The organism is Rhodococcus sp. IEGM 1406 (genome assembly GCF_030056745.1).
Taxonomy (GTDB): Bacteria; Actinomycetota; Actinomycetes; order Mycobacteriales; family Mycobacteriaceae; genus Rhodococcus_F; species Rhodococcus_F erythropolis.
In genome coordinates, this window is sequence record NZ_JASHKO010000002.1 from 472464 (window position 1) to 490621 (window position 18158).

The 18158-nt window shown below is 63.7% G+C and carries 23 protein-coding genes; 11 read left to right on the forward strand and 12 right to left on the reverse strand.

Features of this window, described 5'->3' with window-relative positions; translation table 11 throughout:
- The first annotated feature begins 52 nt into the window (after window positions 1–52).
- From QM596_RS11510 to QM596_RS11520, 3 genes are all read left to right on the forward strand, one after another.
- Window positions 53–718: a potassium channel family protein gene (locus QM596_RS11510; RefSeq protein ID WP_019748254.1), complete on the forward strand. Its 666-nt coding sequence runs from the start codon at window positions 53–55 to the stop codon at window positions 716–718.
- 86 nt (window positions 719–804) lie between these two features.
- Window positions 805–1467, forward strand: coding sequence for a potassium channel family protein (locus tag QM596_RS11515; protein WP_003942632.1), 663 nt, complete (start codon window positions 805–807; stop codon window positions 1465–1467).
- Between the two features lie 33 nt (window positions 1468–1500).
- Window positions 1501–1794, forward strand: a complete 294-nt coding sequence (locus QM596_RS11520; RefSeq protein WP_019748253.1) for a GNAT family N-acetyltransferase — start codon at window positions 1501–1503, stop codon at window positions 1792–1794.
- Here QM596_RS11520 and QM596_RS11525 read toward each other — a convergent pair.
- The gene (locus QM596_RS11525) at window positions 1787–2500 is read right to left on the reverse strand and encodes a DUF3159 domain-containing protein (RefSeq protein WP_019748252.1); all 714 of its coding nucleotides are present in this window, start codon (window positions 2498–2500) and stop codon (window positions 1787–1789) included. The two genes, QM596_RS11520 and QM596_RS11525, sit on opposite strands and share 8 nt — an antisense overlap.
- A gap of 52 nt (window positions 2501–2552) precedes the next feature.
- The gene (locus tag QM596_RS11530) at window positions 2553–2927 is read right to left on the reverse strand and encodes an OB-fold nucleic acid binding domain-containing protein (protein ID WP_003942613.1); all 375 of its coding nucleotides are present in this window, start codon (window positions 2925–2927) and stop codon (window positions 2553–2555) included.
- Between the two features lie 138 nt (window positions 2928–3065).
- On the opposite strand from QM596_RS11530, the gene QM596_RS11535 reads away from it, so the two are divergent.
- The gene (locus QM596_RS11535) at window positions 3066–3791 is read left to right on the forward strand and encodes an alpha/beta fold hydrolase (RefSeq protein ID WP_042951781.1); all 726 of its coding nucleotides are present in this window, start codon (window positions 3066–3068) and stop codon (window positions 3789–3791) included.
- 11 nt (window positions 3792–3802) lie between these two features.
- Here the strand turns inward: QM596_RS11535 and QM596_RS11540 are convergent, their stop codons facing one another.
- On the reverse strand, window positions 3803–4642 hold the full coding sequence (locus tag QM596_RS11540) for a DUF3710 domain-containing protein (RefSeq protein ID WP_283309075.1): 840 nt from the start codon (window positions 4640–4642) through the stop codon (window positions 3803–3805).
- Window positions 4643–4645: 3 nt separating this feature from the next.
- A complete protein-coding gene (gene dut / locus QM596_RS11545; RefSeq protein ID WP_003942635.1) occupies window positions 4646–5140 on the reverse strand; it encodes a dUTP diphosphatase in 495 nt (164 codons plus the stop codon).
- A 41-nt stretch (window positions 5141–5181) separates the two neighbouring features.
- Here dut and QM596_RS11550 point away from each other — a divergent pair, with 41 nt between their 5' ends.
- A complete protein-coding gene (locus QM596_RS11550; protein ID WP_019748248.1) occupies window positions 5182–5679 on the forward strand; it encodes a DUF3093 domain-containing protein in 498 nt (165 codons plus the stop codon).
- Window positions 5680–5759: 80 nt separating this feature from the next.
- On the opposite strand, the gene QM596_RS11555 is transcribed toward QM596_RS11550, so the two are convergent.
- Window positions 5760–6062 (reverse strand): DUF4193 domain-containing protein, encoded by a 303-nt coding sequence (locus QM596_RS11555; protein ID WP_003942593.1) that lies wholly within the window; start codon window positions 6060–6062, stop codon window positions 5760–5762.
- 533 nt (window positions 6063–6595) lie between these two features.
- On the opposite strand from QM596_RS11555, the gene cei reads away from it, so the two are divergent.
- Window positions 6596–7279: an envelope integrity protein Cei gene (gene cei, locus QM596_RS11560; protein WP_003942618.1), complete on the forward strand. Its 684-nt coding sequence runs from the start codon at window positions 6596–6598 to the stop codon at window positions 7277–7279.
- A 16-nt stretch (window positions 7280–7295) separates the two neighbouring features.
- Here the strand turns inward: cei and QM596_RS11565 are convergent, their stop codons facing one another.
- Window positions 7296–8174 (reverse strand): inositol monophosphatase family protein, encoded by an 879-nt coding sequence (locus tag QM596_RS11565; protein WP_021344118.1) that lies wholly within the window; start codon window positions 8172–8174, stop codon window positions 7296–7298.
- Between the two features lie 156 nt (window positions 8175–8330).
- On the opposite strand from QM596_RS11565, the gene ppgK reads away from it, so the two are divergent.
- Both ppgK and QM596_RS11575 read left to right on the forward strand, forming a co-directional pair.
- Window positions 8331–9098, forward strand: coding sequence for a polyphosphate--glucose phosphotransferase (gene ppgK / locus QM596_RS11570; RefSeq protein ID WP_037120333.1), 768 nt, complete (start codon window positions 8331–8333; stop codon window positions 9096–9098).
- 112 nt (window positions 9099–9210) lie between these two features.
- The gene (locus tag QM596_RS11575) at window positions 9211–10635 is read left to right on the forward strand and encodes an RNA polymerase sigma factor (RefSeq protein ID WP_370333980.1); all 1425 of its coding nucleotides are present in this window, start codon (window positions 9211–9213) and stop codon (window positions 10633–10635) included.
- Between the two features lie 69 nt (window positions 10636–10704).
- Here the strand turns inward: QM596_RS11575 and QM596_RS11580 are convergent, their stop codons facing one another.
- The 4 genes from QM596_RS11580 to QM596_RS11595 form a co-directional block, all read right to left on the reverse strand.
- Window positions 10705–11514 carry a tyrosine-protein phosphatase gene (locus QM596_RS11580; RefSeq protein ID WP_047888402.1) on the reverse strand — a complete coding sequence of 270 codons (810 nt, stop codon included), beginning with the start codon at window positions 11512–11514 and terminating at the stop codon, window positions 10705–10707.
- Between the two features lie 21 nt (window positions 11515–11535).
- On the reverse strand, window positions 11536–12708 hold the full coding sequence (locus QM596_RS11585; RefSeq protein WP_283309083.1) for a cation:proton antiporter: 1173 nt from the start codon (window positions 12706–12708) through the stop codon (window positions 11536–11538).
- A 7-nt stretch (window positions 12709–12715) separates the two neighbouring features.
- Window positions 12716–13198, reverse strand: coding sequence for a cation:proton antiporter regulatory subunit (locus QM596_RS11590; protein WP_021344116.1), 483 nt, complete (start codon window positions 13196–13198; stop codon window positions 12716–12718).
- Window positions 13199–13284: 86 nt separating this feature from the next.
- On the reverse strand, window positions 13285–13662 hold the full coding sequence (locus QM596_RS11595) for a DUF952 domain-containing protein (RefSeq protein ID WP_020969495.1): 378 nt from the start codon (window positions 13660–13662) through the stop codon (window positions 13285–13287).
- Between the two features lie 234 nt (window positions 13663–13896).
- Here QM596_RS11595 and QM596_RS11600 point away from each other — a divergent pair, with 234 nt between their 5' ends.
- Window positions 13897–14088, forward strand: a complete 192-nt coding sequence (locus QM596_RS11600; RefSeq protein ID WP_003942643.1) for a DUF7455 domain-containing protein — start codon at window positions 13897–13899, stop codon at window positions 14086–14088.
- A 133-nt stretch (window positions 14089–14221) separates the two neighbouring features.
- On the opposite strand, the gene QM596_RS11605 is transcribed toward QM596_RS11600, so the two are convergent.
- Window positions 14222–16000 (reverse strand): DEAD/DEAH box helicase, encoded by a 1779-nt coding sequence (locus QM596_RS11605; RefSeq protein WP_020907558.1) that lies wholly within the window; start codon window positions 15998–16000, stop codon window positions 14222–14224.
- A 256-nt stretch (window positions 16001–16256) separates the two neighbouring features.
- Here QM596_RS11605 and QM596_RS11610 point away from each other — a divergent pair, with 256 nt between their 5' ends.
- Window positions 16257–17504: a YihY/virulence factor BrkB family protein gene (locus QM596_RS11610; protein WP_021344113.1), complete on the forward strand. Its 1248-nt coding sequence runs from the start codon at window positions 16257–16259 to the stop codon at window positions 17502–17504.
- Here QM596_RS11610 and QM596_RS11615 read toward each other — a convergent pair.
- Window positions 17477–17713: a DUF3039 domain-containing protein gene (locus QM596_RS11615; RefSeq protein WP_003942602.1), complete on the reverse strand. Its 237-nt coding sequence runs from the start codon at window positions 17711–17713 to the stop codon at window positions 17477–17479. The genes QM596_RS11610 and QM596_RS11615 overlap by 28 nt on opposite strands.
- A gap of 83 nt (window positions 17714–17796) precedes the next feature.
- On the opposite strand from QM596_RS11615, the gene QM596_RS11620 reads away from it, so the two are divergent.
- Window positions 17797–18156, forward strand: a complete 360-nt coding sequence (locus tag QM596_RS11620) for a DUF3099 domain-containing protein (RefSeq protein ID WP_019748237.1) — start codon at window positions 17797–17799, stop codon at window positions 18154–18156.
- Window positions 18157–18158 lie beyond the last annotated feature (2 nt).

An 18158-nucleotide genomic window follows, 5' to 3' on the forward strand; every position in this document is an offset into this window, starting at 1 on the left:
CGTTCGATTCGGCGTGCAATCGCGCCATGAGGGTCCATGAACGGAGTAGGGCGTGTATGTCGTCATCATGGGGTGCGGTCGAGTGGGTTCTTCCCTCGCCGCGTCTCTGACCAGGATCGGACACGAGGTCGCCGTCATCGACCGCGATCAGAGTGCGTTTCTGCGTCTCGATCTCGACTTCCCGGGAACCAAGGTTCTGGGAATGGGGTTCGACCGTGACGTGCTGGTCCGGGCGGGCATCGAGCGGGCCGACGCCTTCGCTGCGGTGTCCTCGGGAGACAACTCCAACATCATCGCGGCGCGAGTCGCACGCGAGACTTTCGGCGTCGAACGCGTCGTCGCGCGTATTTACGACGCCAAGCGTGCCGCCGTTTACGAGCGCCTCGGCATCCCCACCGTCGCGACCGTGCCGTGGTCGACGGATCGCTTCCTGCACACGCTGACCAAGGAAAGTCAGACCGCGAAGTGGCGCGATCCTTCGGGCACTGTTGCGATTACCGAACTTGCCCTGCACGAGGATTGGGCCGGCAAGCCGATCGCACTACTCGAGAGCGCGACCAGTTCGAGAGTCGCCTTCATCATCCGATTCGGAACCGGCGTGCTCCCCGATCGCAAGACCGTCATCCAGGCCGACGACCAGGTCTACATCGCCGCGGTATCGGGAACTGTCGCCGAAGCGATCGCACTGGCCGGCAACCCGCCGCCGAGTGACGACTGACGGAGGCCGCAGATGACTGATCCGAACGCCGCCCCTCACAACAAGCCTGCGACTGTGTTGCACTACAACGTGATTGGAAGTTCTCGATGAAGGTCGCCATCGCCGGAGCCGGCGCCGTAGGCCGCTCCATTGCGCGAGAGCTGATTCGAAGCTCACACGACGTCATGCTGATCGAGCGCAAACTCGATCACATCGAACCGGAGTCGGTGCCCGAGGCGAAGTGGGTACACGCGGACGCGTGCGAACTCAGCCGCCTCGAGGACGCGTCGATGGAGTCCTACGAGGTCGTGATCGCCGCAACCGGAGACGACAAGGCCAACCTGGTCCTCAGTCTGCTCGCGAAAACCGAGTTCGGCGTTCGCCGAGTTGTCGCCCGCGTCAATGATCCCCGCAACGAATGGCTCTTCGACGAGTCGTGGGGCGTCGACGTCGCCGTCTCGACACCGCGGATGCTCGCTTCGCTCGTCGAAGAAGCCGTCTCCGTCGGTGACCTGGTCAAACTGATGACACTGCGGCAGGGGCAGGCCAATCTCGTCGAGATCACGTTGCCCGACAACACACCTCTTGCCGGAAAAGCCGTCAAGAAGCTCGAACTTCCGCGGGACTGCGCACTGGTCACCATTCTGCGGGGTGGGCGTGTGATCGTCCCGCAGATGGACGATCCCATCGAAGGTGGAGACGAACTCCTGTTCGTCGCGGCCGTCGACGCCGAGGATCAGTTGCGCGTTGCACTCCGCCTGGAGAATTGACCGACGAACACACTGACGACGAAAGGGAATCACATGGCACAAGCACCCGAAAACACCGTAGTCACCGACAATCCAGCCCAGAGCCGGTACGAGATCCATGCAGACGGCGACCTCGCCGGCATCGAGGACTACACCACGTCCGGTGACGTCGTCTCGTTCAACCACACCGAGATCTACCCGGCCTTCGAAGGTTTCGGGCTGGCCGCGATTCTGGTCCGCCAGGCTCTGGACGACCTACGCGCCCGTGGCCTCAAGGTTCACCCGGTCTGCCCGTACGTCGTGAAGTTTCTCGACAAGCACCCCGAGTACCAGGACCTGATCAGCTGAGATCGCGGTCTTCGCGCGGCTTCGTCAAATTCACCGAGCCCACCTCTTCGGACCCTGCGTCCGTTGCGGTGGGCTCGCTGCTTTCGGGCTCCACAACCGGTTCCGGCTCGACGATGCGATCGGCCTTCCGCACAGCCCAGACCGTCACGAGCAGCACCAAACCGGTCAATGGCCAACCCATGCCGATACGCGCGACTGCGAGCCATCCAGTGTGGTCGGTGTCGTAGAGCTGTGACTGAACGAGATACCGTGCACCGAAGACCAGCGCCCACGCCGCCGTCGCGATGTCGTAGAGCCGGACGGCGGAGCTGTGCTTGCGCCAGAGATTGCCGTGCCCGTTGAGATAACCCCAGATGATTCCGACGAGGGGCCAGCGCACGAGGATGGAAATCAGGAAGACCGCACCGTAGGCGAGGCTCGTGTAGATACCGAAGAGGAAATATCCTTTGGCATCGCCGGTGCGATAGGCGATGAACGCGGAAACTCCGACTCCGAGAAACCCGGAAATTGCGGGTTGGAGGGAATCCTTGCGGAAAAGGCGCCAGGCCGCGATAGCGACAGCGACGCCCAATGCGGCCCAGATTGCCGCGGTGAGGTTCCAGATACTGTTGACCGGGACAAAAATCAGAATCGGCAAAGACGAATAGATCAGACCACTCAGCCCGCCGAGTTGGTCGATTACCGATCGCTGTTGTGTTTCAGTCACCTGTCGAGGGTGCCACAGTCACCGAGTTGCACGGTAAATGCGGGAAACGCGCCTATTCGCCGCGCAGTTCGTAGTAAGGGTTGAAGATCGCCTTGCGACCGTCACGCTCGCCCACACGACCGCGGATCAGCAGGGTCTTACCGGTCTCGATTCCCGGGATCCGGCGACGCCCGATCCAGACGAGATTGATCACCTCGGTGCCGTCGAAGAACTCGGCCTCGATGCTGGCATTTCCCGACTTGGGACACGCGTCGACGCTGCGGAGTCGGCCCACCATCGTGACTTCTTCACCGCGACGACAATCGCAGGCCTTCTGACCTCCGGAAGCCTTGTTGGACTCGGCCATCTCCTGGGCGTCCAACTGGTCGACGTCCTCGGTCAGACGCTGGGTCAGTCGACGAAAATATCCTGCGGCGGCGGGTGCCATTGCGCGCTCCTGCGAACATGTATGACGCAAGGGTTTCGCGTCACGTGAAGGGCTGTGTGATCGCCACTGTAGACCCATTACGAGCGTGTAACCACACCGGTCAGTCCGCGTCTCGGGGGCACCGGGCAAGATCAAAAGATGCAGAACTCAGAATCGGCGACCGTTGCCGTCGTTCTCCCAGGTACAGGCTCTGACGCCCACTTCGCAGACCGCGCATTCCGGGCGCCGCTAGCGGCTCTGGGTGTGCGCATCGTCGCAATTGAACCGGACCCTCGGCGTGTCGTGGACGGCTATCTGGACGCGATGGACCGAGCCGCGGACACGCACGGCCGAATCATCGTCGGGGGCGTCTCGATCGGGGCCGCCGTGGCGCTCCAGTGGGCCGCCGAGAACCCCGATAGAACCGTGAGTGTGTTGGCAGCGCTTCCGGCCTGGATCGGGTCGGCGGACGACGCACCCGCTGCAGCGAGCGCGAGGTTCACCGCAGCACAACTGCGCTCCGAAGGATTGGAGGCGGTGATCGCAGCGATGCTCGCGTCGAGTCCGGCGTGGCTCGGAGCCGAACTCGAGCGCTCCTGGCGCTCTCAATGGCCCGATCTCCCGGCCGCGCTCGACGAGGCGGCGTCGTACCACTCGCTCAGCGAGAGCGCGTTACAGGCGGTGGGCATTCCGGTCGGCATCGCTTCGGCGGTGGACGATCCGGTTCATCCCGCGGCAGTGGCGCAGGCCTGGGCGAATGCACTCCCCCGCGGCGCAGTCGCCACGACGACGCTCGACATGATCGGGCGCGACCCCGCGGTTCTCGGGTCCACCTGCATCAAAGCGCTCGCGGCGATCGAATCCGATACCACCGCGAGCGCCTGAAAGAAAACCTGCTATTGACCCAATTGCTGCATGGCAGAACCGGATTCGCCGCTACGCGGCGGCGGGGTCGGTCGCGCTGGAGGTGACGGCGGAGCGGGCGGAGCTGACTGCTGTTGCTGCTGGGCGGCGACTTGTTGCTGCTGCGCTGTTGCCAACTGCTGCTCGTGTGCGGCCGCCAGCTGCTCGGCGAGTACCTGCGGGAGCACGACGGGCAGCGGTGTCCGCACCGGATGCGGCTCTGATCCTCGGTTGACGACGGTGTCGCGCAGGATGTCGCGTGCGATTGCCACCAAAGGGGTGTTCGCGGCGGTGGATCCGCTCGGACCCGCAACCACGCAGCGGACCATCCACCGCGGACCGTCGGCGCCGATGAACCGCAGGTCCATGTTGGCCGTCACGGCAGCCAGTTCCCGGCCCCAAGGGCCGTTCTCGACGCTCACCGCAGAATTGTCGTCGCGAAGCGACTGCGCGAGCTCGGCAACGACCTCACGCCACTGACCGGGTGATTTCGGGGCGGCGTATGCAGCAACCGTGATGCGGCCATATTCGGTGACCAGGTGCACGGCCTGCGGCGAACCGTTGGGTGCCATCTCGACCTGCAACTGTCCGCCGGTCGGCATCGGCACCAGAACGGAACCGAGATCGAGGCGCTGACCGTCACGGCCTGCCGTCGGATCGTCGGAATCGATCTCCGTGATGTCGTAAGGGCCTTCCGATTCGTCACCGAACTCGTCGCCGGCGACGTCGAGATCGTCTTCGACCTCGTCGATCTCCACCGACTCGTCGTTCTCGTCACCGAAGAAGCTGGTGGTTTCCTCGTCGACGTCTGTCTTCTTCTTGCGTCCGAACATGATTCAGACTCCCTCTCCGACGACCGCGCCAGGCGCATCGGTATCGAGTATCGCGTGACCGCCGCTGGAACCGTAGCCTCCGGTTCCTCTGGTCGTGTCGTCCAGCGACTCGACTTCCTCGAAAACCGGAAGTTCGACTCGTTGAACCACGAGCTGAGCGATTCGGTCACCGCGGCGGATGTCGATGGCTGTGGCCGGATCGAGATTGATCAAGCAGACCTTGAGTTCGCCCCGGTATCCCGCGTCCACGGTTCCGGGCGCGTTCACGATCGACAGTCCCGATTTTGCGGCAAGTCCGGAACGCGGATGGATCAACCCGACGGTGCCCACCGGCAAAGCGATCGCGATCCCCGTTCCGACCAGTGTTCGGTGGCCGGGTTCGATGGTGACATCGCTGGTGGAGCACAGATCCACACCCGCATCTCCGGGATGCGCACGCTGTGGAACGGGCAGGTCTGGATCCAGTCGCTTCAAGGCGATGGAGAGATGGTCGCTCACGTGGGCCAAGACTACTCGTAGCGACGGACTATCCTTGACAGGTGCCCGAAACATCTCGACCTGACGTCGCCACCACAACGCCCCCGTCCACGACGCTGTTCTCCGAGCGCCTGTGGGTGCCGATCTGGTGGTGGATCGCCGGGCTGGCCGTAGCCGGACTCCTCGCGGCCGAGGTCCACATGGGCCGCCCGGGGCTTCTTTCGTACCTGGCGTACGTCGTGCTGCTCCCCATCCCGATCTGGGCGGCATTCTGGCTCAGCCGGATGCGCGTCGAGGTGGTGGAGACAGCAGGGGTGAAAGAACTGCACGTGGGTCGAGCCCACCTGCCGGTCGAACTGATTTCGCGGGCTGCAGCAGTGCCGGCTTCCGCAAAGAGTGCGGCGATGGGGCGCCAACTCGATCCGTCGGCGTTCGTCCAACATCGCCCATGGGTCAAGACAATGGTGTTGATCGTGCTCGACGACCCGGAGGATCCCACGCCGTACTGGCTGGTGAGCACACGTCGTCCCGCTGATCTGCTGGCTGCGCTGGATCGCTGACCAGCGCGGTCACACCAAAGCAGTACTTCCCGACCCTTGGTCGACCCGCGAGCTGACGGGTCGACCACCGGGAAGGGAGATCAGGCAGCGCAGTCCATGCATACGAGCTGTCCGTTGGCATCACTGGCCAGGCGGCTGCGGTGATGAACCAGGAAGCAGCTCGAACACGTGAACTCGTCTGCCTGCTTCGGAACAACTCGAACCGAGAGTTCCTCGCCGGAAAGGTCGGCACCCGGCAGCTCGAAGGACTCCGCGGTGTCCGTCTCGTCGATGTCGACGACGGCTGACTGCGCTTCGTTGCGTCGCGCCTTCAGCTCCTCGAGAGAGTCCTCCGAAACCTCGTCGGACTCTGTACGCCTCGGTGCGTCGTAGTCAGTTGCCATCTCGTCTACCCCATCCTCTTCGTGTATCCCGGTCCCGTGTGCGCCGAGAATCCGGTAGATCCTTGATGCGCATGGAAACCGCCGTGGCATCCAGATCATTCCCTGTCGCTGCATAACGCTGCAGGACTGGAATTAGTGCCCGGAAGTTCCTTCCGAGAACGTGATCTGCGCCTCATTTGGTTGTCATTTCGGCGTCCGGCCGATGCCCAGTTGAACGACCTGGGCCGCCAGACAGTAGCCGACGTGAGCACGAAAGTAGTAACCGAATCGGAAATTTCCGAAAAATGACTGCGAATTGTCACCAAGGCAAGAGCAAGCTGTGACCTTTCGGCGACATTTTCAGACCGGATCCGGGTAGAAACTGCCCGCTAGTTGCCCAACTACCGTTGGGCGATCGACAACGTGTCGACGCGTCGAGCCGCGCCTCGGCTGTGTCGTCACACAAGCCCTCTAAGGTAGGCACCGAACGTCATGCCGGCGCCGCTCGGCCCGATGGCGAAGTAGAAGTTTCGTCAAGAAAGTCGAGGGATACCGTGGTTTCTCTGATCACCGAAGGCAGCTCTACCGATGACCAGGGACGTCCGTTCCGCCGTCGGCGCGCGTGGCCGGTGATCGCCGTGTTCGCGGTACTCGCATTGATCGGCAGTGTCTTGTGGGTCCGCATCCTGAGCGCCGAGGCAGAAGTCAGTGACACCGTCGCCTGCAACCTCCCGCAGCCTTCCTCCGATCCCTCGGCAGCGGCGCCACTACCGCTGGGAACCGTCGTCGACCGCTCGAAGCTGCTCGACGTGGATCCCGCTCCCCTGGCGGCCACCAAGGTTCGTGTGTTCAACGCCAACGGCGAACACGGTCAGGCCGCCCAGGTGGCAGCGCAACTGAGCGAGTTCGGCTTCTCCAGCGCGCCGGACGTCCAGGTCGGAAACGACCCCGTCTACGTCGACCAGAACATGGAGTGCCAGGGTCAGATCCGCTTCGGAGCGAACGGCCTCGCCGCCGCCAGTTCCGTCTGGCTGGTCGCCCCCTGCGCCGAACTGGTTCAGGACGGCCGCGGCGACGACACCGTCGACCTGGCTCTCGGCACCTACAACAAGGGCGCCCTGACCCCCAACACCGACGCCACCGCGATCCTGCATGCTCTGGCCGAGCAGCCCGCAAACGCCGAAGTCGCTCCGATGGACATCGCACTGCTCAAAGCAGCGCGCACGGCGCGCTGCTGACAAACCCGGTTCGGCCTCAGCTCGGAATCGGCTGATCTGCGCCGATCGAACTGAGCATGTGCGCGAACTGCTCGGCGATCGCCGGAGCCACCGCATAGACGACATCGCCGTCGGCCGACGTGGAATTGGGCGCCGGGACGTTGATCACGGCGCCCGCTTCGGAAGCGATCAGGGAGCCCGCGGCCCAGTCCCACGGACTCAGCCCGTGCTCGAAGTGAGCGTCGACCCGGCCGGTGGCAACCATGCACAGATCCAAAGCAGCCGAACCTATGCGTCGGATGTCGCGAACCTGCGGCAGGATCTGCCCGATCAAGGTGCCCTGCACCTTTCGGCGATCCGCTCCGTAGCCGAAACCGGTGGCCAACAGAGCCATTGACAGTTCGGTCACCTCATTGGCGTGCAGTTCGCTGACGACGCCGTCGGCCGTGGCCATGGTTGCGCCGCCGCCCCGGTGCGCGGAATACGTTGTTTCCAGCGACACGTCGACGACAGCCCCGGCCACTGAGATCCCGTCGATCTGTACGGCCACCGAAATGGCGAATGCGGGGATTCCGTAGAGAAAATTCACCGTGCCGTCGATGGGATCGACAACCCATCGAACTCCCGCGGAATCGTCGGTGTCTCCGCCACCTTCCTCACCCAAGATCGAATCTGCAGGGCGCAATTGCGCCAGAAGGTCGCGAATCACCTGTTCGGTTTCGGTATCGACCACCGTGACGGGATCGGTCGGCGTGCTCTTCGCAGCAACCGAACCACCCTCGGAGGCACCGGAACCCACCAGGCCGAATACCTCGGGCCGACGCACGCGGACGTGTTCGGCTGCGCGTTCGGCGACGGCTACGGCAACTGCCCGCAATTGTGCGGGGTCCAGAGAATCGGCGGAAAAGTCGGGCAACGTTCTTTCTGAAGGGCGCACCGGACCATCGCAACACATCTCTACCGAGGGGCACCACTCGAACGCCTGGAGTCGCACGCGCCCGAGTCCTTGTTCGGGTTAGTGTTTGCAACGGTAGATCGTGACCTCGAATTCGACACTCAGGAGCGCAGGACGATGACAACCACAGGTTTCGGGATCGACGTCGGCGGCAGCGGCGTCAAGGGCGGCACGATCGACCTGAGCACCGGGGAAATGATCGGTGACCGCATCAAGATCCTGACCCCGCAGCCGTCCACTCCCGATGCGATCGCGGGCACTGTGGCCGAGATCGTCGAGCAAGCAAAGTGGACCGGGCCGGTCGGCATCACGTTGCCCGCTGTCGTGACCGGCGGCGTCGCGCGCAGCGCCGCGAACATCGACAAGTCCTGGATCGACACCGACGCGGCCTCGCTCTTCGGCAAGGCCCTGGGCGGGCGCGAAGTCACCGTCCTCAACGACGCCGACGCCGCCGGAATTGCCGAGGACTCGTTCGGCGCGGGCAAGGACACCTCCGGCGTCGTGATCCTCTTGACCTTCGGCACCGGAATCGGATCTGCCGTGTTGCACAACGGAGTTCTGTTGCCCAACACCGAGTTCGGCCACCTCGAGGTCGACGGCAAGGAAGCCGAGCATCGAGCGGCGTCGTCGGTGAAGGAAAAAAAGGACTGGAGCTACAAGGAGTGGGCGGTCGAGGTCTCCCGAGTTCTAACCACCTTCGAGAACCTGCTGTGGCCTGATCTCTTCATCGCCGGAGGCGGAATCAGCCGCAAGCACGAGAAGTGGATTCCGCACCTGACCAACCGCACGAAGGTCGTCCCCGCCACCCTCCTCAACACCGCTGGAATCGCCGGAGCTGCGCTCGCGTCGGTCGGACTGACCAGGCCGGCCCCCGTCGCCGGATGAGAAAACCTGCACGTGAAAAGCGGAAAATCTACCTGTTACGGCCCGCCGTGACGTAAGAGTTTCCTGAGAGTCGTTACAATGGTGAAGTCCGGCTGCGCGCCGGCCAACAACCATTGACCTCTCCGCCGGATCACCACTCTGGCGTGACGCCGCACGACACCGTCACGAAAGGGCGTACGTGGCAGCCACCGATACACGTCAGACTGCTGATTCTCCATCAGAGTCAGAGCCACAATCTCCAGCCGTGGAGGCGGCCACCGTCACCGCTCCGGCAGCCAAGAAGGCTCCGGCGAAAAAGGCTCCCGCCAAGAAGGCAGCAGCAAAGAAGGCTCCGGCCAAGAAAGCTCCGGCCAAGAAGGCAGCAGCTAAGAAGGCCAGCCCCAAGAAGGCCGGCGATCCTGATGCCGAAGACGGCGATGTCGAGTTGGAAGACATCGACATCACGGACGGCGACCTTGCCGAGGTCGAGTCCGATGTCGTCGAGGTCGTAGCAGTCGGCGAAGACGAAGAGACCGCTGCAGAGCCGTCCGAGAAGGACAAGGCTTCCGGCGACTTCGTCTGGGACGAGGAAGAGTCCGAGGCTCTTCGCCAGGCACGCAAGGACGCCGAACTGACGGCGTCCGCCGACTCGGTTCGCGCTTACCTCAAGCAGATCGGCAAGGTCGCACTCCTCAACGCCGAAGAGGAAGTCGAACTGGCCAAGCGCATCGAGGCCGGCCTCTACGCCGTGCAGATCATGCAGGATCTTGCTGACAAGGGCGAGAAGTTGCCTGCAGCTCAGCGACGCGACATGAGCTGGATCTGCCGCGACGGCAACCGCGCCAAGAACCACCTCCTCGAGGCCAACCTTCGCCTGGTCGTCTCGCTGGCCAAGCGCTACACGGGCCGCGGCATGGCGTTCCTGGACCTCATCCAGGAAGGCAACCTCGGTCTGATCCGTGCAGTCGAGAAGTTCGACTACACCAAGGGTTACAAGTTCTCGACCTACGCCACGTGGTGGATCCGACAGGCCATCACCCGCGCAATGGCCGACCAGGCTCGCACCATCCGCATCCCGGTGCACATGGTCGAGGTCATCAACAAGCTCGGCCGTATCCAGCGTGAGCTGCTCCAGGACCTGGGCCGTGAGCCCACGCCGGAAGAGCTTGCCAAGGAAATGGACATCACGCCGGAGAAGGTGCTGGAAATCCAGCAGTACGCGCGTGAGCCGATCTCTCTCGACCAGACCATCGGCGACGAGGGCGACAGCCAGCTCGGTGACTTCATCGAGGACTCCGAAGCTGTTGTCGCAGTCGACGCCGTCTCGTTCACTTTGCTGCAGGATCAGCTGCAGTCGGTACTCGAGACGCTGTCCGAGCGCGAAGCCGGCGTGGTTCGCCTGCGCTTCGGCCTCACCGACGGCCAGCCGAGGACTTTAGACGAAATCGGACAGGTCTACGGCGTCACGCGTGAGCGTATCCGTCAGATCGAATCGAAGACGATGTCGAAGCTGCGCCACCCGTCGCGTTCGCAGGTTCTGCGCGACTACCTCGACTAGTCACACCAGCTATACGCAGAAGAGCCGCTCTCCGGATTTCCGGAGAGCGGCTCTTCTTCGTTTGCCGCCTCAGGCCAAGAGTGTGTCCCGGAGTTGTGCGATGTCCCCGTCGCTCAACTGCAGGCCGTCCCGGACGTAGTTGTCGAAGTTGCCGTACACCCGATCCACCGTGGCGAAAGACGTGTCCAGCCACGACTGTTCGACGCCGTCGATGAACGCACTCCCGGTGCGAGGTCCGGTGAGGTACTGGTTGCTGAGCATGTAGTCGGCGTTCACGTCGGCGCGGCTCACGCCGAGGAGGGTCAGAAGAACCGCAGTCATCCAGCCGGTACGGTCCTTGCCCGCCGAGCAGTGGTAGAGGACTGCACCCTCGGTGTTCGCGACGTTCACCAGAGCATCGTGGAATGCGCGGCTCGCCCCCGGATCGGTCGCCATCAACGCGTACATCGTGGGCATGTCCACCAGAGCCGGGAGGTTGGCGGGGTTGGTTCCGATGACGTCGAACCAGTTGGTTCGTGCCCCGTTCGGAATGCGGTCCTGCGAGAGCGTCCGTTCGACGACCGTGCGGAAGTCGTCCACCGATTCCACTCCGCGTTCGCTCAACGACGCGAGATCCGACGGCGTCAGCTTGTCGAGGGCATTCGAGCGAAACACCTTCCCCCACCGAACGGTCCGCCCCTCCTCGGTGACGTAACCGCCGATGTCACGCGCGTTCGACGCACCCTCGAGATGCAGCGATCGGTCTGCGGCAACCTGCGCAGCTGCAGGTCCGGCTTGTTCGAGCGCGGGTATTCCCCCGGCGAGCGCCGGCACCGGACCGCACGAGAGGATCACCGCGCACAGGACTGTCGCGGCGGGACGGGCGATTCTGTTCGACATCCGGACAGAATAGGGCCGCAATCAGGACTTCGTACGAACCTTGATGTACAACGAGGCAACCGGTTCGATAACTCTTGCCGCCACTGGACCGATGACCGCCATCAGGAGCACGTAAGCCGTTGCCAATGCCGCCAGTTCGGCGTCGACCGCACCCGCGGACACCGCCAGCCCGGCGATGATGATGGAGAACTCACCGCGGGCGATCAGGGCGGCACCGGCGCGCGCTTGACCCATTCGCGCGACACCCTGACGTCTGGCCGCCCAGGCGCCGGTGATCAGCTTCGTGATCGCGGTGACGACGGCCAGGATCGCAGCCCACCCGAGGACGGGCGGAATGGAACTGGGATCGGTGTTGAGACCGAAGACCACGAAGAACATTGCAGCGAACAGATCTCGAAGGGGCTCGAGCACGCGACTGGCATTGTGCGCCGTCGACCCCGAGATCGCGATCCCGAGGAGGAACGCGCCCACAGCCGCCGACACCTGCATCGCCGAACTGATGCCGGCAACCAACAGTGCGGCACCGAGCAGCTTGAGCAGGAGCGTCTCGCTGTCGGGACTGTCCAGGAGCGCGGAGACGTACCGCCCGTATCGCAGGGCCACAACAAGAACCACGGTGATGACCAACAACGAGATCCCGACCGCTTCGAGCCCGCCCATGAAGCTGACGCCCGCAAGCATCGCGGTCAGAATCGGCAGATACAGCGCCATCGCCAGGTCTTCGAACACCAGAATCGACAGCACGACCGGTGTTTCGCGGTTACCGAGGCGCCCCAGGTCGCTGAGCACCTTGGCGATGATGCCCGAAGACGAGATGTAGGTGACGCCGGCCATGACCGTCGCCCCCACGACGCCCCAGCCGAGAATCAAGCCGACCAACGCGCCGGGAGTCGCGTTGAGGACGATGTCGACGATGCCCGCTACGCGTGAGCGTTTGAGACCGGTCACGAGCTCGGCCGCGGTGTATTCGAGCCCCAACAGCAACAAGAGCAGGACGATCCCGATCTCACTTGCCAGATGGGAGAACTCGCCGATGTCTCCGAGTTGGATGAAACCGCCCTGTCCGAAGCACAGGCCGCCGATCAGGTAGAACGGGATCGGCGACATCCCCACGCGAGCAGCGAGTCGTCCGAGCAGTCCGAGCGCGAAGAAGACCGCGCCGAGTTCGATCAGTGCGAGGGTGGTTGTGTCCACGCGCCAGTCAGCCGTTGGCCAAGATTTTTGCCGCTGCGGCCAAACCGTCCGGCGTTCCGACTGCTACGAGAAGATCTCCCCCGGTGAAGGTGAAGTCGGGGTTCGGGGACGGGCTGACCTGTCCGGCACGCATGACGGCGACGATGGAGACTCCGGTACGCGTGCGCATGCCGGTGTCCCCGAGGGTCTGCCCGTCGTAGCGCGAACCGTCCTTGATGTAGAGCTGTTTGGTTCGAATGCCCGGAAGGTCACGGTGCTCTTCTTCGAGCTGCGCAACGAGCTGTGGGGCACCCAGGAGATTGCTGAGCGCTGCCGCTTCCTCTGTGGTCAGAGGCAGCGAGGCAGCACACGCGTCAGGGTCGTCTGCCTTGGACACGATGAGGTCGGTATGACCGTCCCGATGGGTGACGACACCCACGCGACGACCGGAAGACAGAACAAAATCCTTGCGCGTCCCGATCCCCGGTAGTGGGGTGACTTCTACGTTCATATACCAACGGTAGCGCCGATCGGCGACCTGCATCGCGTGAGGGCCACAATCCGCCGGGAGCACTTCGCGGCGAGCGAACCGGCGACCTACCGAACCGGCGAAAACACGCCGTTCTCGTCCGGAAGATACTCGACGACAGCGGTGACGGCTGCGACCGGAATCGGGGCGTACAGATGCGGGAATCGCATCGATTCCGGGTCAGAAGGGACGCCCGGTTCGTACTTGACCTGACCACCGAGCAGGGCCGGATCGATGGCGAGAAGGACTATGTCGTCGCGGCCGGCGAAGATCCGATTCGCCGGGAGATGAACTTGCGCCGGAGTCGACATGTGAACAAATCCCTCCGCCTCGAATCCGTCGGGGATACGTTCGCCGTGCTGTTGTGCCCGCGCCCATTCCTCGCGCGTGCACATGTGGAGCAACTCGACGCTCTCGTCGACAAGTGGTTCGCGTCCCGGGTTCATCCGCCCAGAATATCGGGCTGAGGTCGGCGATTCGAATCAGCTGTCAGCGAACAATCTTCACCCGAGAATGCCTGTCCAGCGCATTTCCAGTGAGACACAACACTAAGAAACGCCTTCGGGAACAACCCGTAAACCCCAAACGTCTGTAAGAGTGGATCTACCGCGCCATTCCGACGCGGCGGACCAGGCCCCAGGCACGCGGCCCGAATGCCGCAAAGCCAGTACGGAGGAGTCATGCCCGGAACACTGACCAGCCCACAGTTGACCGCTGCCGACCGGTGCGACCGGTGCGGTGCCGGAGCACGCGTACGCGCCGTGCTTCCCACCGGCGGCGAGCTTCTCTTCTGCGGACACCACGCAACCGAACACGCGGATCGACTTCGCGAGATGAATGCCGTCGTCTCCGAAAGCGAACCCGCAATCTGACCTGTCAGCCGGGGGTGGCCTCTTCACGAGGCGCGCCATGAACGCCAGAACGGGCGATCACAGTTACTGTGATCGCCCGTTCTGCCGTTCCGGGGCCGCAAGCACGCGAAGCGTACGGGACCGGTATCGGCTGCTACCAGCTGCGTAGGATCGCGATGCGCTCGGTCAGCTGATCGACAGTCGCGATGGCCGTCGGCGGGCCTCCGCACACTCGGCGAAGTTCCGCGTGAATGATGCCGTGTGGTTTGCCGGTGCGGTGAACGTTCATCGCCACCAACCCGTTCAGCTCCTTGCGGAGCGCTCCGAGCTGATCTGCCGTGGCCGCTCGATCGGATACCACTGCCGCCGTGGGTTGCGGTGCGGCGGCCTTGGCCGAGTTGGCCTCGACCTGTGTCTGCTGGCGTTGACGCAGCAATGCCCGCATCTGATCGGCGTCGAGTAGGCCTGGCAGACCGAGGTAGTCGGCTTCCTCGTCACTTCCGGCGAATGTCGCGGTACCGAAGGACGATCCGTCGTAGATCACCTGGTCGAGTTCGGCATCGGCGCCCAGGGACGTGAACGCCTTCTCCTCCTCGCCCAGCTCGTCCTTCTGCTTGTTCGCATCGGCGAGCAGGTCGTCTTCGAGGCCGTCCTTCTCACGATGCGGCTTGCCGAGTACGTGGTCACGCTGAGCCTCGAGCTGTGCAGCAAGGTCGAGAAGCACCGGCACCGACGGCAGGAAGACGCTGGCAGTTTCGCCCTTACGACGCGAACGCACGAAGCGCCCGATCGCCTGAGCGAAGTACAGCGGGGTCGACGCGCTGGTCGCGTACACACCGACCGCCAGACGGGGAACGTCGACGCCCTCGGACACCATGCGCACCGCGACCATCCATTTCTGGTCGCTCGCACCGAATTCGGCGATTCGCTTGGACGCGGTGGGGTCGTCGGACAGCACGACGGCCGGCTGTTCGCCGGTGATCGCTGTCAACGCCTTCGCGTACTCGCGGGCCACTGTCTGGTCCGTCGCGATGACAAGTCCGCCGGCATCGGGCATACCCGTACTGCGCAGCTGCGCCAAACGGGTGTCTGCTGCTTGCAGCACGGCAGGAATCCAGTCGCCGGCAGGGTCCAAGGCCGTACGCCATGCCCGAGTCGTCTGCTCGGCGCTCAGCGGCTCGCCGAGCCGAGCGGTGAATTCCTCGCCGGCGTTGTTTCGCCACCGCGCCTCGCCCGAGTAGGCGAGAAACACGACGGGGCGAACCACGCCGTCCTTGAGGGCATCCGAATATCCGTAGGAGTGATCGGCTTTCGAGCGGAGCAGACCTTCCTTGTCCGGCTCGTACTCGACAAAAGGAATGGCACTGTCGTCACTGCGGAACGGAGTTCCGGTCAGTGCGAGACGCCTGGTCGCGTCGCCGAACGCCTCACGAATGGCGTCGCCCCAGCTCTTGGCGTCGCCGCCGTGGTGGATCTCGTCGAGGATGACCAGCGTCTTGCGGCCCTCGGTGCGCACACGGTGCTTCGACGGGTGCGAGGCAACCTGGGCGTAGGTCAGCACGACGCCGTGATAGTCACTCGAGGTCTGGCCGGTCGAGTTGGAGAACCGCGAGTCCAATGCCAGGCCGGATCGCTGAGCGGACTCCGCCCACTGGTGCTTGAGGTGCTCGGTCGGCGCCACGACGGTTATCTGGTCGACCGTCCGGTCACGGAGCAATTCCGAAGCTACCCGCAGAGCGAAGGTGGTCTTACCTGCTCCAGGCGTTGCGACCGCCAGGAAGTCACGCGGACTGCTGGAAAGGTACTTGGTCAGTGCACGGCGCTGCCATGCACGAAGGGAACCGGTAGGGGCGCCAGGTTGGGTTCCCGCGGATTGAGCTCCGGCGGGTTCGGGCGAATTGCCGAACTCGGCTGCCACGGTCTCAGACGTCATAGGCCGCGCCTCCACTGGAATCGCACTGTTGTCTCGCGCTCCTCGAATTTTCATCAATGTCCGGCGACGAGCCTAGCCGCCGCCACCGACGAAAGCCGCACTCGAAGCGCGTACTCATGGCCGTTCTCACTCCGGCCGGCGAGGTTTCGCTGTTCTCGCATCCTGCCGACCTGCACGCGAATTGTCTCAGAAATGTGCGACACGTCGGCGCCATGGTTGGGCAACCGGGTGTGTCGTCAGGGATGCTGGAGACATCATGAGTGAAGCGCGAGGCGAGAAGTCGAGCGGAAGTGATCTGCACCACCGCAGATGGCATCCGCTACGCCGCACCGGGCAGTTGATCGGTCGCACACTGAGCAAGGCCTGGGACGATTCCATCTTCGGAAAGGCGGCTACGGCCGCGTTCTGGCAAACGCTGTCACTGGCTCCCCTGCTTCTGGGCCTTCTCGGAATGATCGGCTACATCGGTGGGTGGTTCGGACCCAACACCGTAGAGATCATCGAATCCAAGATCGTCACGTTCAGCGGAACGATCTTCAGCGAAAGCGTCGTCGACCAGATCATCCGCCCGACGGTGACGGACGTCCTTCAGCGCGGACGACCGGAGATCATCTCGGTGGGCTTCCTGCTCTCCCTGTGGGCGGGATCATCGGCGATCAGTACGTTCGTCGACTCGATCGTGGAAGCACACGGTCAGCAGGATGCGCGCAATCCCATCTGGCAGCGCATCTTCGCCCTGCTGCTCTACGTGATGTTCCTGGTGATGGCGGTGTTCATCCTGCCGCTGGTAGCTCTCGGACCGACGCTCGTCGGGCGAGCACTGCCGGCCTCCTGGTACGTGGTCGGATCGAATCTGGTCGACACGTTCTACTACCCCGCTGTCGGTCTGCTGGTGATCATCGGCCTCACGACGCTCTACAAGGTCGCTCTGCCGAAGTCGCTGCCGTGGCATCGGCTGCTCGCGGGCGCGCTGGTCGCCGGTGTGTTCTTCATGGCCGCCAGCACAGGATTGCGCTGGTACCTGGGATTTGTCACCAGCACCGGCTACACGTACGGCGCACTGGCAACGCCGATCGCATTTCTGCTCTTCACGTTCTTCCTCGGTTTTGCCGTCGTCCTGGGCGCCGAGTTCAACGCGACGGTTCAGGAGTTCTGGCCGGCTCGTGCCACTCGGATGGAGCAGATGCGAGAGTGGCTTGCGGCTCAGAACACCGACGACGAGACCGGTCCGGTCACCAACCTGACCTGGCACCTGGCCACCAGCCCGATCCGCATCTCGGGCGACAAAGCGGATCCGGCCACAGTCCCCTCGTACGGGCGGCCCCGCAGCAGACAAACAGAGTCGCGCCAGAACTCGTGCGTCGACCAAGATCCCTGCGATGAACCGCAGGCAGACGCGAAGAGCCCGGCGGCCGACTGCGTCGAGGCTGTCGATCCGCCGAGCTCCGGAAGTACTCCCGCGCGCGTGACCCGAGGTCAGTCGCCCTTACGGAGTCCTTCGTAAATCTTCTTGCAGTCCGGGCACACCGGCGATCCCGGCTTGGCGGACTTCGTCACGGGAAACACCTCGCCGCACAGCGCGACGACATGGGTTCCCATGACGGCGCTCTCGGCGATCTTGTTCTTCTTCACGTAGTGGAAGAACTTCGGGGTGTCGTCGTCGGTCGTTTCGTCGGTGGAGACGTCGGGACGTTCCTTGGTTTGAGTGCTCACCCCTCCAATAATGCCGTCTCCGTCACAGCGGTGCGACCCACGGGTCGTGTGCAATTGTCGGCCGAGAGTGGAACAGTGGAGTCATGGCACGAAATGGCGCGTTCGGCAGGTCCGACGAGGCCGGGACTCCCGATAATCCCGTACTGATCACCGAAGCGCAGAAGTCCGTCGAAGAACAGCACAAAGCCCGAGTGCGCAAGTACATGATCATCATGTCCTTCCGGTTCCCGGCGTTGATCCTCGCGGCGATCGCGTACGGCATCTGGGCCAACGCCTGGATTTCGATGCTCATCATCGGTGCATCCATTCCGCTTCCCTGGATCGCCGTCCTGATCGCCAACGACCGACCACCGCGCACCAAGGACGAACCGAGCCGATACGACGGACGAAAGAAGACCGCAGGCGAGATCGAATCCGCGACGCACCACACCATCGAAGGCTGACA